General features: G+C 74.2%; 14 protein-coding genes and 1 tRNA gene. 12 read left to right on the forward strand and 3 right to left on the reverse strand.

The window, feature by feature from the left end; genetic code table 11:
* Positions 1–158: 158 nt before the first annotated feature.
* From AE652_RS14470 to AE652_RS14515, 10 genes are all read left to right on the forward strand, one after another.
* Complete coding sequence (locus tag AE652_RS14470) at positions 159–938, forward strand: DNA polymerase beta superfamily protein (protein WP_049651765.1); 780 nt, start codon at positions 159–161, stop codon at positions 936–938.
* Positions 939–985: 47 nt separating this feature from the next.
* Positions 986–1,058: transfer RNA gene (locus AE652_RS14475), tRNA-Lys, on the forward strand.
* A gap of 587 nt (positions 1,059–1,645) precedes the next feature.
* Positions 1,646–3,364 (forward strand): LCP family protein, encoded by a 1,719-nt coding sequence (locus AE652_RS14480; RefSeq protein WP_082345723.1) that lies wholly within the window; start codon positions 1,646–1,648, stop codon positions 3,362–3,364.
* A 132-nt stretch (positions 3,365–3,496) separates the two neighbouring features.
* Positions 3,497–3,988, forward strand: coding sequence for an SRPBCC domain-containing protein (locus AE652_RS14485; RefSeq protein WP_049651766.1), 492 nt, complete (start codon positions 3,497–3,499; stop codon positions 3,986–3,988).
* A gap of 262 nt (positions 3,989–4,250) precedes the next feature.
* Positions 4,251–5,051: a VOC family protein gene (locus AE652_RS14490; protein WP_049651767.1), complete on the forward strand. Its 801-nt coding sequence runs from the start codon at positions 4,251–4,253 to the stop codon at positions 5,049–5,051.
* Between the two features lie 123 nt (positions 5,052–5,174).
* On the forward strand, positions 5,175–5,924 hold the full coding sequence (locus AE652_RS14495; RefSeq protein WP_049651768.1) for an HAD family phosphatase: 750 nt from the start codon (positions 5,175–5,177) through the stop codon (positions 5,922–5,924).
* Entirely contained in the window at positions 5,921–8,329 is a 2,409-nt protein-coding gene (locus tag AE652_RS14500) for a glycoside hydrolase family 65 protein (protein ID WP_049651769.1), read from the forward strand. The genes AE652_RS14495 and AE652_RS14500 overlap by 4 nt, the downstream gene beginning before the upstream one ends.
* A 139-nt stretch (positions 8,330–8,468) precedes the next feature.
* Positions 8,469–10,181 (forward strand): pyruvate dehydrogenase, encoded by a 1,713-nt coding sequence (locus AE652_RS14505; protein ID WP_049651777.1) that lies wholly within the window; start codon positions 8,469–8,471, stop codon positions 10,179–10,181.
* 89 nt (positions 10,182–10,270) lie between these two features.
* Entirely contained in the window at positions 10,271–10,906 is a 636-nt protein-coding gene (locus AE652_RS14510; RefSeq protein WP_049651770.1) for a helix-turn-helix domain-containing protein, read from the forward strand.
* Between the two features lie 32 nt (positions 10,907–10,938).
* Positions 10,939–11,148, forward strand: a complete 210-nt coding sequence (locus tag AE652_RS14515; protein ID WP_049651771.1) for a DUF6126 family protein — start codon at positions 10,939–10,941, stop codon at positions 11,146–11,148.
* 96 nt (positions 11,149–11,244) lie between these two features.
* Here the strand turns inward: AE652_RS14515 and AE652_RS14520 are convergent, their stop codons facing one another.
* Complete coding sequence (locus AE652_RS14520) at positions 11,245–12,687, reverse strand: PLP-dependent aminotransferase family protein (RefSeq protein ID WP_234348382.1); 1,443 nt, start codon at positions 12,685–12,687, stop codon at positions 11,245–11,247.
* Between the two features lie 201 nt (positions 12,688–12,888).
* Here AE652_RS14520 and AE652_RS14525 point away from each other — a divergent pair, with 201 nt between their 5' ends.
* Together AE652_RS14525 and AE652_RS14530 are read left to right on the forward strand one after the other, a co-directional pair.
* Complete coding sequence (locus AE652_RS14525; protein ID WP_049651778.1) at positions 12,889–13,767, forward strand: sigma-70 family RNA polymerase sigma factor; 879 nt, start codon at positions 12,889–12,891, stop codon at positions 13,765–13,767.
* A 114-nt stretch (positions 13,768–13,881) separates the two neighbouring features.
* The gene (locus tag AE652_RS14530; protein ID WP_049651773.1) at positions 13,882–14,634 is read left to right on the forward strand and encodes an alpha/beta fold hydrolase; all 753 of its coding nucleotides are present in this window, start codon (positions 13,882–13,884) and stop codon (positions 14,632–14,634) included.
* Here AE652_RS14530 and AE652_RS14535 read toward each other — a convergent pair.
* Positions 14,619–15,542, reverse strand: a complete 924-nt coding sequence (locus AE652_RS14535; RefSeq protein WP_049651774.1) for an undecaprenyl-diphosphate phosphatase — start codon at positions 15,540–15,542, stop codon at positions 14,619–14,621. The genes AE652_RS14530 and AE652_RS14535 overlap by 16 nt on opposite strands.
* 98 nt (positions 15,543–15,640) lie before the next feature.
* The coding region (locus AE652_RS14540; RefSeq protein WP_159028449.1) for a hypothetical protein at positions 15,641–15,857 on the reverse strand (217 nt) is incomplete at its 5' end.

Here is a 15,857-nt window from a genome sequence, read left to right on the forward strand (position 1 = left end):
CCCGCCGCGGCCGCCCGCGGGGCCGCGATCCTCGGGGCCCGGTATCGGCGGCCGGGCCGGCGCCGGAGCGGAATTCGCTCGCCCGGCGCGGCCCGCTCCGGCGAGGATGCCCGGACGAGGATGCGGTGCCCGCCCGTCCGTACGAGAGGAGTCCGCCGATGTCCGCCGTTCCCGCTGCTCCCGTCCCTCCGTCCGTCCCCGGCACGGTGCTGCTCTCGGGCATCGTCGGCTCCACCGCGTACGGCTTCGCCCACGCCGGCTCCGACCTCGACCGGCTGGGCCTGTTCGCCACCCCCACCGAGGAGTTGCACGGCCTGCACCGCCCGGCGGAGTCCCAGGTGACCACCGCGCCGGACCTCACCCTGCACGAGGCCGCCAAGTGGTGCCGGCTGGCGCTGGGCTGCAACCCGACCGCCTCCGAGCTGGTCTGGCTGCCGGACGGGCTCTACGAGGTCCGCACCCCGCTCGGCGACGAACTGGTCGGCCTGCGCACGGCCTTCCTCAGCGCACCGGCCGTACGGAAGGCCTACCTCGGCTACGCCGACCAGCAGTTCCGCAAGCTGCTGACCCGCGACACCACCGACCCGGCCACCCGCCGCCGGGCCGCCAAGCACGCCCGGCACCTGGTCCGGCTGGTCGGGCAGGCCGTCCGCCTGCACGAGACCGGCCGCAACCCGATCCGGCTGCCCGACCCCGAACGCATCCGCGAACTGGGCGAACGCATCGCCGACCACCCCGCCCTCGCGGAGGGCCTGCTGGCCGACGCCGCCGACCGCCTCGCCGGCCCCGGCGCGCTGCCCGCCGCGCCCGACCCGCGCCCCGTCGAGGCCTGGCTCCGCCGGGTCCGCGCCGCCCACTACACACCGCCTCAAGACCCGCTCCACAACCCCGGCACGCCCGCGCAATCCACTGGCGGAGCCCTGGGCCCCACCGGGTAGGATCGCCGTGGTCCTCCCACCCGGAACCCCGGGTGTTCCAGGGCCGCGGGGCGCTAGCTCAATTGGCAGAGCTGCGGACTTTTAATCCGTAGGTTCAGGGTTCGAGCCCCTGGCGCCCCACCGCACCGAGGCCGGATCGGGATGTTCTCCGATCCGGCCTCCGTCGTTCCCGGGCGTGGGCGTTCCGCCGCCCGGAGCCGCGCGCCGTCGCGGGCCGCGGCCGGTCCTGGCGGAAGCCGCCCGGGTGTGCCCCGCGTGCCCAACTCCGGTGCGTGCGAGGGCGTTGGGGTGCCTGGTCCGGGGGCGGGCCGATCCGCTGCCGTCCGTGGCCGGTTCGCGCCCCGCGGCCGGTGCCGATCGCGTGGCGCCCCCACCTGCCGTGCCGGTGGCTGGAATTCGGTGTGGACGCGGACCGGTGGAGTGGCATGGGTCACGTCGGAATCGGGCGTTTTCGACTGTTCTGCGGTGGTGTTGCCCATCGGTCGGCGGGGTTGTCCGAGGGCCGAGGGTCGGTGATCGTGTCGGGCCTAAATATGATCGGAAGCCACGATCGTCGGTTAGTGGTGACGGTCGTATGTGCAACCTGGGAACGGTTCGGGCCGTCTCTCTGTGTGCGGTGCGCCGGATCGTCAGGGGCGTCGCTTCCGTCGGTGAAAGGTACGCGCATGTCAGGTCGGAGGGGCGAGAGCCCGGCTCGGGGCGAGGACATGCCCACGACGGAAGGTGCGGAGAGTTCAGTGCCCGGTCCGCGCAGCGGTGGCCGGGCGGAGGCCCGCCGTGCCGCGCAGGGCAAGGGTGGCGGTTCGGCCACCGCGGGTGCCGCGGCCGCCGCGGGTGGCGGCCGGGCCGCGGCGCGCAAGAGCGCCAAGCCCAAGAAGAACGTGAAGAAGATCGTCGCCTGGTCGACGGCGGGCGTGCTGGTGGTCATCGCCGGTGTCGGCGGCGCGATCTACCTCAAGCTGAACGCCAACATCAAGTCCTTCGACGCCGACGCCATAGCCCGCAACCGCCCCCCGGAGGCGAAGGCCGACGCGGACGGCAACAGGCCGGTCAACGTGCTGCTGATCGGCTCGGACAGCCGCGGCAAGAACAACTCCGACCTCGGCGGCGGCGAGGACGGCGGCGCCCGCTCGGACACCACGATCCTGCTGCACGTCTACGCCGACCACAAGCACGCCGTCGGCATCTCGATACCGCGCAACGCCAAGGTCGAGCTGCCGTCCTGCAAGCTGCCCAACGGCAAGTGGACCAAGGGCGGCAACACCGACCTGTTCAACGCCGCGTTCTCGATGGGCGGCAGCGACGACGGCAACCCGGCCTGCACCCAGAACACGGTGGAGAAGATCACCGGCATCCGCGTCGACCACACCCTCGTCGTCGACTTCAACGGCTTCGCCTCGATGACCAAGGCCGTGAACGGCGTCGACATCTGCCTGCCCAAGCCGATCTACGAGGGGGACATCAACCCCAACCTGAAGAAGAAGGGCGACCTCGTCCTCCCGCAGGGCAAGCAGACCGTCGAGGGCCAGCAGGCGCTCGACTACGTCCGGCTGCGGCACGGCATCGGCGACGGCTCGGACATCGGCCGGATGAAGCGCCAGCAGGCCTTCCTCGGCTCGCTCGCCACCAAGATCAAGAAGGAGGGGATGAACCCCACCACCCTCCTGCCGCTGGCCGACGCCGCGACCAAGTCCCTGGTCGTCGACCCGGGCCTGGACTCGGCCGACAAGCTGCTCTCCTTCGGCCTGTCGCTGAAGAACATCGACATGCACGACCTGAAGTTCGTGACGGTGCCCTGGCGCTTCCGCACCCAGGACAAGGACCTCGACCTGGTCCAGCCGGACGCCAACAAGCTCTGGGAGACCCTCAAGGCCGACCAGACCATCGACGGCCAGAACGCCACCGGCCAACAGCCGGACGCCCCGGCGGACGGCACCGGCCCGGCTCCGCAGCAGCCCGCCGCGCCCACCACCCCGGCCGCCCCGGCCGCGGACACCACCAACTCGGCGATCAGGGTGGCGGTCTACAACGGGACGACCGTCAACGGCCTGGCCGGCAAGGCGACCGAGCTGCTGAAGGGCGCCAAGTACACCGCCAGCACGGCGGGCCAGGCCGCGAGCACCAAGTACAAGACCACCACGATCGAGTACGGCTCCGGGCAGAAGGCGAACGCCGAGAAGGTCGCCGCGCTGTTCCCCGGCGCCAGCCTGGAGTCCAGCGGCGCCCGCGGCATCTCGGTGATCACCGGCCAGGACTTCGCGGCCGCGATGGGGATGTCGACCGGTGCCCCCGCGAGCGGCGGCGCGACGGCCGCCACCCCGGGCGTCCCGGCGCCCCCGCAGCCGCTGCCGACCACCATCACCAACGACGCCCGCTCGGCGGACGACGACATCTGCGCGAACACCAGTTACGGCAGCGGCGGCTGACCGCACCGGAACGACCGCACCCACCGGAACGACGGGGACGACCCCCGGGCCGGCGCCCTCCGGGGCGCGCGGGCCCGGGGGTCGTGCCATGGTGGGCGTAAGGGAATCCGGCGGCCACCGAAAGGCGGACCCATGCCCGAGATCGCCCTCCAGCTCGACATCGCCGCGCCCCGGGACGTGGTGCTCGCCGCACTCACCACGCACGACGGGCTGACCGCCTGGTGGACCACCGGCGTGGACCGGGACGGCGACGTCCTGCTGTTCGACTTCCCCGACGTCCCCGAGCCGTTCCGGCTGCGGGTGGAGCGGGCCGACCGGGACCGGGTGGTGTGGACCAACGCCGGGTCCTTCCCGCCGCACTGGGCCGGCACCTGGATCAGCTGGGAACTGTCCGACCAGCCCGTCGCCCCCGACGAGCCCACCGCCTCCGAGCCCGACCGGCCCGCCGCGCCGGGGCGCACCCGGCTGCTGTTCCGGCACGGCGGCTGGCAGCCGGGCAGCGAGGACGGCGTCCCGGCGGTGGCCGGCACCTGGGCCGAACTGCTGGTCCGGCTCAAGGACTACGCGCAGAGCGGCAAGGTGCAGCCGTACTTCGTCACCGGGCACCACCACGACGCCCCGTGAGCAGCCCGGGGAAGAGTTCGGTGAACAGCCCCGGTGAACAGCCCGTGAGCACCCCGCCCGAGCCCCGTGACGGTCCGGCCGCCGGTCGCCCGCCAGGGCGCCGTCCGGTGGCGGGATCGCGGCGGCGGACCGAAGGTGGCGGTGTACCGCCGTCGTCCCGGCCGGGCCGTACCCCCACCGGGCCCGGCCGGGACGAGGGCCCGACCGCTCCGACCGTCCCGACCACCACAGCCGGCCACCACCGCCTCCGGGAGGCCCAGCAATGCCCGTAGTCACCGATCCGTACAAGCCCGGCACCCCGTGCTGGGTCGACCTGATGGCGAGCGACCAGCAGGCCGCGCTCGACTTCTACCGCGACCTGTTCGGCTGGCAGGGCGAGGTCGGCCCGGCCGAGTTCGGCGGCTACGCCGTGTGCATGCTCAACGGCCGGCCGGTCGCCGGGATCATGGCGCAGGCGGCGCCCGAGGGGCAGCCGACGCCGCCCGTCGCCTGGACCACCTACCTCGCCTCGGACGACGCCGACGCGGCCCGGGCGTCCATCACCGAGGCGGGCGGCACGGTCCTGTACGACCCGATGGACGTCGGCACGATCGGCCGGATGCTGGTCGCCGCCGACCCGACCGGCGCGGTGTTCGGGGTCTGGCAGGCGATGGACTTCATCGGCGCGGGCGTGGTCAACGAGCCCGGCGCACTGGTCTGGAACGAGCTCAACACCGCCGACACCGGCGCGGCCGGCCGCTTCTACCAGCCGGCCCTCGGGCTGCGCCCGGCCACCATCCAGGGCATGGACGGCTACTTCTCGCTCAACGTCGCTGACCGCACGGTGGGCGGCATGCAGGCGATCCCCGGCTACCTGGCGGCCGGCACGCCCTCGCACTGGATGACCTACTTCTCGGTGGACGGCGCCGACTCCACGGTGGACGCCCTGGTCAAGGCGGGCGGCTCGGTGATCCAGCCGGCCTTCGACATGCAGTCCGGCCGGATGGCGGTGGTCCAGGACCCGCAGGGCGCGGTCTTCGCGGTCATCGAGGCGCCCGAGGCGCAGATGCCCGACTCGCCGTAACGCCGCCCCGGCGCCGTGACGCCGCCCCGGTCCGGTCCGGCCCGGCAACCGGAAGCCGCCCTTCCCGCGACGCGCCGCCGGGAAATGGGCGGCTTCCCCCCGTTCCCGGGTAAGACTGCACCCATGCTGGGGCTACCGGACGACATCCGTGCTTTCCTCTTCGACCTCGACGGGGTGCTCACCCAGACCGCGAAGGTGCACGCCGCGGCCTGGAAGGACACCTTCGACGCCTTCCTGCGCGCCGAAGCCGCCCGCACCGGCGGCCAGTTCGTCCCCTTCGACGCCGTCACCGACTACGACACCTACGTGGACGGCCGCCCGCGCCTGGACGGCACCCGCGCGTTCCTGCGCAGCCGGGGCGTCGACCTGCCCGAGGGCACCCCGGACGATCCGCCCAACTCCCCCACGGTGCAAGGGATCAGCCGGGCCAAGAACGACACCGTGCTGCGGCTGATCCGGGAGCAGGGCGTCCAGGCGTACCAGGGCTCGGTCGACTACGTGCACCGGCTGCGCGCGGCCGGGCTGCCCAGCGCCGTGGTCTCCTCCAGCGCCAACTGCCGGGACGTGCTGCGGGCGGCCGGCATCGAGGAACTGTTCGAGGTGATCGTGGACGGCAACACCGCCAAGGCCGAGGGACTGCCCGGCAAGCCGGCCCCCGACACCTACCTGTACGCCGCCCGCGCCCTCGGCGTCGAACCCGCCCACGCCGCGGTCTTCGAGGACGCGCTCGCCGGGGTCGCCTCCGGCCGGGCCGGCGGCTTCGGCGCGGTGGTCGGGGTGGACCGCACCGGCCAGGCCGCCGAACTGCGCCGGGACGGCGCCACCGTGGTCGTCCAGGACCTCTCCGAGCTCCTGGGGGAGGAGGAGGCATGACTCCCGGGGACAAGAACTTCGCGATCGACCCCTGGCAGATCACCGAACAGGGCCTGGACCTGGCCTCGATGGCCCGCGCCGAGTCGGTCTTCGCGCTCTCCAACGGCCACATCGGCCTGCGCGCCAACCTGGACGAGGGCGAGCCGCACGGCCTGCCCGGCACCTACCTCAACGGCGTCTTCGAGCTGCGCCCGCTGCCGTACGGCGAGGGCGGCTACGGCTACCCGGAGTCCAGCCAGAGCGTCATCAACGTGACCAACGGCAAGATCATCCGGCTGCTGGTGGACGACGAGCCCTTCGACCTGCGCTACGGCGAACTCGTCAGCCACAAGCGATGGTTGGACGTCCGCGAGGGCCTGCTGCACCGCGAGGCGGAGTGGACCTCCCCGGCCGGGCGGACGATCAGGGTGCGCTCCTCCCGACTGGTCTCGCTCACCCAGCGCGCCGTCGCCGCCGTCGAGTACAGCGTCGAGGCGGTGGACGGCCCGGTGCGGATCGTGCTCCAGTCCGAGCTGGTCGCCAACGAGCAGCTGCCCGGCGGCCCCGAGGGTGATCCGCGGGCCGCCGCCGTGCTGGAGGCGCCGCTGCAGCCCGAGGCGCACCACGCCAGCGGGACCAAGGCCATCCTGGTGCACCGCACCCGGTACAGCGGCATCCGGGTCGCGGCCGGGATGGACCACGTCATCGAGGGGCCGGAGAAGTCCGACACCGTCGCCGAGGCCGACGCCGACCAGTGCCGGATCAGCGTCACCACCGTGCTCAAGGCCGGACAGCGGCTGCGGCTGACCAAGTTCATGGCCTACGGCTGGTCCGGCACCCGCTCGCTGCCCGCCGTCCGGGACCAGGTGGAGGCCGCGCTGACCGCCGCCCGGTACACCGGCTGGGACGGGCTGATCGCCGAACAGGCCGAATTCCTCCAGGAGTTCTGGGAGACCAGCGACATCGAGATCGAGGGCGACGTCGAACTCCAGCAGGCCGTCCGGTTCGCCGTCTTCCACGTCCTGCAGGCCGGCGCCCGCAGCGAGGAGCGGGCCATCCCCGCCAAGGGGCTGACCGGGCCCGGCTACGACGGGCACAGCTTCTGGGACACCGAGACCTTCGTCCTGCCGGTGCTCACCTACTGCCTGCCCGCCGCCGTCAACCAGGCCCTGCGCTGGCGGCACACCACCCTGCCGCTGGCCCGCGAGCGGGCGGTCCAACTCGGCCTGTCCGGCGCGGTGTTCCCGTGGCGGACGATCCGCGGCGAGGAGTGCTCCGGGTACTGGCCGGCCGGCACCGCGGCCTTCCACATCGGCGCCGACATCGCCGCCGCCGTCGCCCGCTACGTCCGGGCCACCGGCGACGCGGAGTTCGAGCGCGAGTACGGGCTCGAACTGCTCGTCGAGACCGCCCGGATGTGGCGCTCGCTCGGCCACCACGACGTGGCCGGGAGGTTCCGCATCGAGGGCGTCACCGGCCCCGACGAGTACAGCGCCGTCGCGGACAACAACGTCTTCACCAACCTGATGGCGCAGACCAACCTGCGCGCCGCCGCCGAGGCCGCCGTCCGCAACCCGCACGAGGCCGCGCTGCTCGGCGTGGACACCGAGGAGACCGCCGCCTGGCGCGACGCGGCCGCCGCGATGTACATCCCGTACGACGAGGACCTCGGCGTGCACCCGCAGGCCGACGGGTTCACCCACCACCAGGTCTGGGACTTCGAGCACACCCCGCCGGAGAACTACCCGCTGCTGCTGCACTACCCGTACTTCGACCTGTACCGGAAGCAGGTGGTCAAGCAGGCCGACCTGGTGCTCGCCATGCAGGTCCGCGGCGACGCCTTCACCGACGAGCAGAAGGCCCGCAACTTCGCCTACTACGAGCGGCTGACCGTCCGGGACTCCTCGCTCTCCGCCTGCACCCAGGCGGTGATCGCCGCCGAGGTCGGCCAGCTCGACCTCGCCTACGACTACACGGCCGAGGCCGCGCTGATGGACCTGCACGACCTCGGCGGCAACACCCGCGACGGCCTGCACATGGCCTCGCTCGCCGGGGCCTGCATCGCCCTGGTGGCCGGCTTCGGCGGGCTGCGCGACCACGGCGAGGCGCTCTCGTTCCGGCCCCGGCTGCCGTCCGGGCTGATGCGGCTGAGCTTCTCGCTGCTGGTGCGCGGGCACCTGCTCGGCGTCGAGATCACCCACGAGCGGACGACGTACACGCTGCGCCGCGGCGAGGTCCTCCACGTCCGGCACGACGGCGAGGCGGTGCAGGTCAAGTCCGGTGCCCCGGTCACCCTGCCGACCACCGCCCCGCCCGCCCAGGAGCGGGTCGCCCAGCCCCCGGGCCGCGAACCCGGCCGCCGCAAGCCCCAGGCCGGCCTCGCGGCGGGCAAGCTCGGCCAGCAGGACCACCTGGCGGCCGAGTAGCAGCCCGCACCCCGCTCCCGCCGCCTCACCCGTTCGCCCCGCCCCGGCTGCGCCGCCCCCGGCCGCCCCGGAGAGTGCTGGTGTCCCGTGGAGCCGCCCCAGCGAAGGAGTCGCCGCCGTGCCGAGCGTGGCCGAACAGATGGTGGAGGTGCTCCGGCAGGCCGGGGTGGAGCGGGTCTACGGCGTGGTCGGGGACAGCCTCAACCCCGTCGTGGACGCCATCCGGCGGGCCGACGGCATCAGCTGGGTGCACGTGCGCAACGAGGAGGCCGGCGCCTTCGCGGCCGCCGCCGAGGCCGAACTCTCCGGCCGGCTCGCGGTCTGCGCCGGCTCCTGCGGCCCCGGCAACACCCACCTCGTCCAGGGGCTGTACGACGCCCAGCGCAGCGGCCTGCCCGTGCTCGCGCTCGCCTCGCACATCCCGTCCGGGCAGATCGGCACCGGCTTCTTCCAGGAGACCCACCCCGAGCGGGTGTTCACCGACTGCAGCACCTGGTGCGAGATGCTCTCGACCCCCGCCCAGCTGCCCCGCCTGCTGCGGGTCGCCGTCCAGCACGCGCTCGGCTCGCACGGCGTCTCGGTGCTCGCCTTCCCCGGGGACGTCGCCGCGCTCTCCGCCGCCGCCCCCACCGGCACCAGCCACTTCCTCACCGAGCAGGCCGTCGCCGCCCCGCCCTGGTCCCAGGTGCAGGAACTGGCCCGGCTGCTCAACGCGGCCCGCAAGGTGGTGCTGTTCTGCGGCGCCGGGGTGCGCGGGGCGCACGCCGAGGTGATGGCCGCCGCGCAGGCCCTGAACGCGCCGATCGGCCACTCCCTGCGCGGCAAGGAGTGGATCCAGTTCGACAACCCGTACGACGTGGGCATGAGCGGCCTGCTCGGCTACGGGGCCTGCCACGAGGCGCTGCACTCCGCCGACCTGGTGGTGCTGCTCGGCACCGACTTCCCGTACGACTCCTTCCTGCCGCAGGCGCACACCGTCCAGGTCGACCACGACGCCACCCGGCTCGGCCGCCGCACCGCCCTCGAACTCGCCGTCCACGGCGACGTGGCCGCCACCCTGCGGGCCGTGCTGCCGCTGCTCGACGCCAAGCGCGACCGCGCCTTCCTGGACGGGATGCTGCGCAAGCACTGCCGGTCGCTGGAGGACGTGATCGGCGCGTACACCCGGGACATCGAGAAGCACCTGCCGATCCACCCCGAGTACGTCGCCTCGGTGCTCGACGAGGTGGCCGCCGAGGACGCCGTGTTCACCGTGGACACCGGCATGAACAACGTCTGGGCCGCCCGCTACCTCCAGCCCAACGGCCGCCGCCGGGTGATCGGCTCCTTCCTGCACGGCTCGATGGCCAACGCCCTCCCGCACGCGATCGGCGCCCAACTCGCCTGCCCCGGGCGGCAGGTGGTCGCGATGGCCGGCGACGGCGGGATCGGCATGCTGCTCGGCGAGCTGCTCACGGTGGCCAAGCACCGGCTGCCGGTGAAGACGGTGGTCTTCAACAACGGCGCGCTCGGCATGATCAAGCTGGAGATGCTGGTCTCCGGCTACCCGGAGTTCGAGATCGACAACGGGGACGTGGACTACGCCGGGATCGCCCGGGCGATGGGCATCCAGGCCAAGCGGGTGACCGAGCCGGCCCGGGTCCGGGAGGTGCTGGTCGAGGCGCTGGAGCGGCCGGGCCCGGCCCTCGTGGACGTGGTCACCGACCCCAACGCGCTCTCCATCCCGCCGCACATCACCGCCGCCCAGCTGAAGGGCTTCGCGCTGGCGGCGGGCAGGACGGTGCTCTCGGGCGGCGTCGGACGCATGGTCGACCTGGCCCGGAGCAACCTGCGGAACATCCCGCGGCCGTGAGTGGGGGCCGGTCGGGGCGCCTGCCGAAAGGGTCTTGCCTCTGAGGCAAAATTCTTGCCCGTGCGGCACGGCGGGTGTCCACTGGACACATGACCAGCAGCTCCACCGGCGCCGCCGCAGCAGGCGAACAGCTCGACGACCAGGAGGTCGCCGGCCTCGCCGCCCGTCTCCGTGAGCACCGGCTCAGCAGCCGTCTCACGCTGGAGGTGGCCGCCGGGCGGGTCGGGCTCTCCCCAGCCTATCTGTCCCGACTGGAAACCGGCCGCCGGCAGCCCTCGCTGCCCGTCCTGCTCGGCCTCGCCCGCGCGTACGGGACCTCGGTCTCCGGCCTGCTCGGCGAGACCCTCGCCGAGCCGGACCCGATCGTCCGCGGCGGCGCCATCGAACCCGGCCGGGCCGGTGGCTGGGGCTACCGCCGGGCCGGCGCCCCCGGCCGCGCGATGCAGGCCCTGCGGGTGCACGTCCCGCCGGGCGTGCAGGACACGGTGGTCCGGGTCCACCCGGGCGAGGAGTGGCTGTACGTCCTCAAGGGCGCGCTCCGCGTCACCCTCGGCGACCGCGTCCACCACCTCGCGGTGGGCGACTCCGCCCACTACGACTCGCTCACCCCGCACTGCATCGCCGCAGAGTCGGACAGCGGCGTCGAACTGCTCTTCGTCCACACCCTGCTGCAGAGCCCCGGCGGCGAACTCTGCCTCGGCGGCGGCCCCGCCGCCGTTCACTGACCTGCCGTCAGAACACCCCGGAGGAGATCACCATGGCCGATCCCACCACCACCGTCACCCCGGCCGCCGACGCCGAGAACCCGGCCGCCGGTGCCGACACTCCGGCCGGCCCGAAGACCATGGACGCCGGCAAGTGGGCCAACAAGCGGGTCTACCACCGCCTGGTGCTCTACACCGTCGGCTGCCACCTCTTCGCCGGGTTCATCATCCTCCTGTTCCAACTCGGCAGCCGGAACAAGTAGTTCACACCCCGAACCGTCCGCCCGCCCCCACCCCCGAGGGGACGGGCGGACCGCCGTTCCCGCACCGGCCCGGCCCACCGGCCTCCCCCCTCCCGCTCAGGCCCCGCGCAGCAGTTCGCAGAGGGCCTGGACCGCCGCCGGGAAGGCGTGGTCCGGTGAGGTGGCGTAGCCGATGACCAGGGCGGTCGGGGCCTCGGCGGGGGACGGGGTGGTGCGGTGCCAGGCGAGGCCGTGGAGGGCGAGGCCGGCCTGCTGGGCGCGGGCGAGGAGTTCGGGTTCGGGGGTGGAGCCGGGCGGCAGCCGGATGACGACGTGCAGGCCGGCCGCGATGCCGGTGACCCGGACGTGCGGGGCGTGTTCGGCGAGCGCCGCGACCAGGTGGTCGCGCCGGCGCCGGTAGTGCAGCCGGCAGCGCCGTACGTGGCGGTCGTACGTGCCGGAGGTGATCAGTTCGGCGAGCGTCAGCTGGTCCAGCACCGGGGACATCGTGTCGGCCAGCGCCTTCAGTCGGGCGACCGGCTCGACCAGTGCGTCCGGCAGGGCCAGCCAGGCCAGCCGCAGGCCCGGCGCGAGGCTCTTGGCGGCCGTCCCGGCGTACACCACCCGTTCCGGGTCCAGTGCCTGCATCGCGCCGAGCGGCTGCCGGTCGTAGCGGAACTCGCCGTCGTAGTCGTCCTCGATGACGTACCGGTCCTGCTCCCGCGCCCACCGCACCGCCTCCGCCCGCCGGTCGGCGGAGAGTGCCGCGCCGGTGGGGAACTGGTGGGCGGGGGTGAGGAGGGCGGCGCCGGCCCGGGGGTCGAGCCGGTCGACCAGGGCGCCGTCCGCGTCCAGCGGCACCGGGGCGGTGGCGAGTCCGGCGGCCCGGGCGACCGCGTGCTGCGGCGGCAGCCCGTACTCCTCGACGGCCAGCGTGCGGGCGCCGCGTTCCCGCAGGGCGGCGCAGAGCAGGCCGAGGCCCTGGGTGACGCCGGTGCAGACGAGCAGGTGGTCGGGGTCGGTGCGCACCCCGCGGACCCGGGCCAGGTAGTGGGTGAGCGCCTGCCGCAGTTCGATCCGGCCGAGCGGGCTGCCGTAGTCGAGGGCCTCGTGCGGCGCGGTGGCGAGGGCGCGGCGGGCGGCGGCCAGCCAGGCGGTGCGGGGGAAGAGCGAGAGGTCGGGCCGTCCGGCCATCAGGTCGTACCGGGCGGTCTGCCGCGCCCGTACCGCCCGGGGGGCCGGCCGCCGGCCCTGGACCGGTTCCGGGACCGTCCGCCGGGCGACGGTGGTGCCGGAGCCCTGCCGGGAGCTGAGCCAGCCCTCGGCGGTGAGCTGGCCGTACGCCTCGACCACGGTGTTGCGGGCGATCCCGAGGTCCTCGCCGAGGGCCCGGGAGGACGGCAGCCGGGTGCCGGGGGTGAGCCGCCCGTCCTGGACGGCCTCGCGCAGCGCGTCCTCCAGGGCGGCCCGCAGTCCGGCGCCGGCGGCCCGGCGCTCGGTGAGGTCCAGGTGCAGGTCGCCGCCGAAGGTGGTCCAGGAGGTGGTCCGGGAGGTGCTCACGGCCTCCATTCTCGCCTGTCGCCAGGGGGCGCGGGCGGGGTCGCCGGGTGGCGCCGGAGGGCTCCTCCCCATCGTGTCCTCCCGGTCGGTTAGCGTCCGTCACTGGACCGACGGATCCCGACCCGAGGATGTGACAGGGTGAGCGAGGAGAACCTCCCGGCCGAATCGGCCGAGCCGGCTGAAGCAGTCGAACCGACCGAACTGACCGAACTGGCCCGGCGTTTCGAGGCGGAGCGCCCCCAGCTGCGGGCGGTGGCCTACCGGATGCTCGGGTCGCTCGCCGAGGCCGAGGACGCCGTGCAGGAGGCCTGGCTGAAGCTGGGCCGCAGCGATGTGGGCGGGGTGCGCAACCTCGGGGCGTGGCTCACCACCGTGGTCGGCCGGGTCTGCCTGGACCAGTTGCGTTCCCGCGCCTCCCGCCGGGAGGATCCGCTGCCCGAGCAGGAGGGCCGGGTGCGGCTGCCGGACCCGGTGGTCGGCGGGCTGTCGGCGCTGGACCCGGTGCACGAGGTGCTGGTCGCGGACTCGGTCGGGATCGCGCTGATGGTGGTCCTGGAGACGCTCTCCCCGGCGGAGCGGGTGGCCTTCGTGCTGCACGACATGTTCGAGGTGCCCTTCGACGGGATCGCCGAGGTGCTCGGCCGGACCTCCGCCTCCACCCGGCAGTTGGCCAGCCGCGCCCGCCGCCGGGTCCAGGGCGCGACCCCGGCGGCGGACTCCGACGACGCCCGCAAGCGCGAGGTGGTGGAGGCCTTCCTGCGGGCCGCCCGGGGCGGGGACTTCGACGCTCTGCTGACGGTGCTCGACCCGGACGTGGTGGCCCGGTCGGACGGCGGCACGCTGGTGCCGAGCGTGCTGCGCCGCGGTGCGGCGGACGTCGCCTCGCAGGCGATCGCCTTCGCCCGGTTCGCCGCCGACGGGCGGCTGGTGCTGGTCAACGGCTCGCCCGGGGTGGTGTCCTTCGCCGGGGGCCGTCCGCTGTCGGTCATGTCGTTCACCGTGCACGGGGGCCGGATCACCGGGCTGGACATCCTCACCGACCCGACCCGGCTGGCCGCCCTGGGCCTCACCACCGGCTGACCGGGAACCGCCGGGGGCGCCCGGGCGCGGGCGGGGCGCCCCCACCGTTCCTCCACGTGGTGTTTCCCGTCGCTTTCCGGGCCGCCGTCACACTCGCGCGCTACGGTGCCGCCCATGGCGAACTTTGTGCTGGTGGCGGGCGCCTGGCTCGGCGCCTGGGCGTGGGACGAGGTCGTGGCGGAGCTGCGCGCGGCCGGGCACGGGGCGTACCCGCTGACGCTCTCCGGGCTCGCGGAGAAGCGCGGCGCGCCCGCCGGGCAGCAGGCGCACGTGGCGGACGTCGTCGCGGAGGTGGAGCGGCTGGACCTGCGCGAGGTGGTGCTGGTCGGGCACAGCTACTCGGGCATCCCGGTGGGCCAGGCCGCCGAGCGGATCGGCGGGCGGCTGGCCGGGCTGGTCCTGGTGGACGCCAACGTGCCGGTGGCGGGGGAGTCCTTCGCCGACCAGCTGCCGGAGCCGGCCGCGCTGCGGGCCGACCTGGCCGCGCACGGGGGCTGGTGGCCGCCGCTGCCGCCGGCCGAGTTCGCCGAGCAGGGGCTGACGGTCGGGCAGATCGCCCGGATCGCCGCGGGGGCGACCCCGCACCCGGGCCCCTCGCTGACCGAACCGGCCTTCCTGGAGGGCCCGTTGAGCGCTCTCCCGGCGGTGTACGTGAAGTGCCTGATGGACTGGCCGGAGCCGCCGCCGGTGGTCGCCGGGCTGGTCGCGGACGGCCACTGGCGGCTGGTGGAGCTGGACACCGGGCACTGGCCGATGTTCTCCCGGCCGGCCGACCTCGCCGGGATCCTGGGCGAGGCGGCCCGTACGGCGAAGAGCGGCGGCCGGACGGCCCGGAGCGGCGGCCGGACGGCTCAGAGCGACAGGTAGACCGCGCTGCCGACGCCGGCCAGGAAGCAGTACAGCGCGAACGGCGTCAGGCTGCGGGTCTCGAAGTACCGGGTGAGGAACCGCACCGAGACGTAGCCGGCCACGAAGGCGGCGACGCTGCCCGCGAGGACGGGGCCGAGCACGCCGGAGTTCTCCGGCCTGAACAGCTCGGGCACCTTGAGCACCGAGGCGGCCAGGATGACCGGGGTGGCGAGCAGGAAGGAGAACCGGGCGGCGTCCTCGTGGTGCAGTCCGCGCAGGATGCCGGCGCTCATGGTGACGCCGGAGCGGCTGATGCCCGGGAACAGCGCGAGGATCTGCGCGGCGCCGATCCAGGCGCCCTGCCCGTAGCCGAGCCTGGTCAGCCGGTGGTCGGAGGCGATCGCCGGGTCCAGGCCCGGCTCGTCGGCGGCGTGTCCGGCGGAGTGTCCGGCCCGGCGGCGGCCGGTGCCGCCGCGCTTGAGCCGCTCGGCGCCGAGCAGTACGAGCCCGTTGAGGGCGAGGAAGACCGCGGCCGGGACGGGCTTGCCGAGCGCGTTGCGCAGGGCCTTCTCCAGCGCGAGGCCGGCCACGCCGACCGGGATGGTGGACAGGACGAGCAGCCAGGCGAGCCTCTCGTTGCGGGTCTCCACCCGGCGGTGCCGGATCGAGCCGAACAGCCCCTCGACCACCCGGACCCAGTCCTTGCGGAAGTAGACCACCAGGGCGAGCGCGGTGGCCAGGTGCAGGGCGACCAGGGCGGCGAGGTACGAGGAGCCCTCGGCGGTCATGTCGAGGTCGTGCTGGATCCGCCCGCCGACCAGGGCGGGCAGCAGGATGCTGTGGCCGAGGCTGGAGACCGGGAAGAGTTCCGTCACGCCCTGGAGCAGGCCGATGCCTATCGCTTCCGGGTAGGTCAGGGTCGACATCGCGCACCTTCGCTCGGGGGTCGGTGGCCGGCCGGGTCGGGGGCCCTCGCGAAGCTACTACGCGCATGTAGACGTTCGGCAGCCCCGCCGTCGGAAGTTCACCGACCGTACGGCTGCGGGACACCGGGGGCGAGGTGCCCGATCAGCGCCGCCGCCACGGAGGCCAGGACGGTGGCGGACGGGACGGCCCGGTGCGCCGCGTCGCCGAGCAGGACGACGGCGGTCACCGCGGCCGGCATGCCCGCCAGCGGCAGGGCGACGGTCAGGACGGCGAGCAGGCGGCGGGGGCGGCGCGGGGGGTCCTGGCGGGTCACG

The sequence above is a fragment of the Kitasatospora sp. MY 5-36 genome, from assembly GCF_001182915.1.
Taxonomy (GTDB): domain Bacteria; phylum Actinomycetota; class Actinomycetes; order Streptomycetales; family Streptomycetaceae; genus Kitasatospora.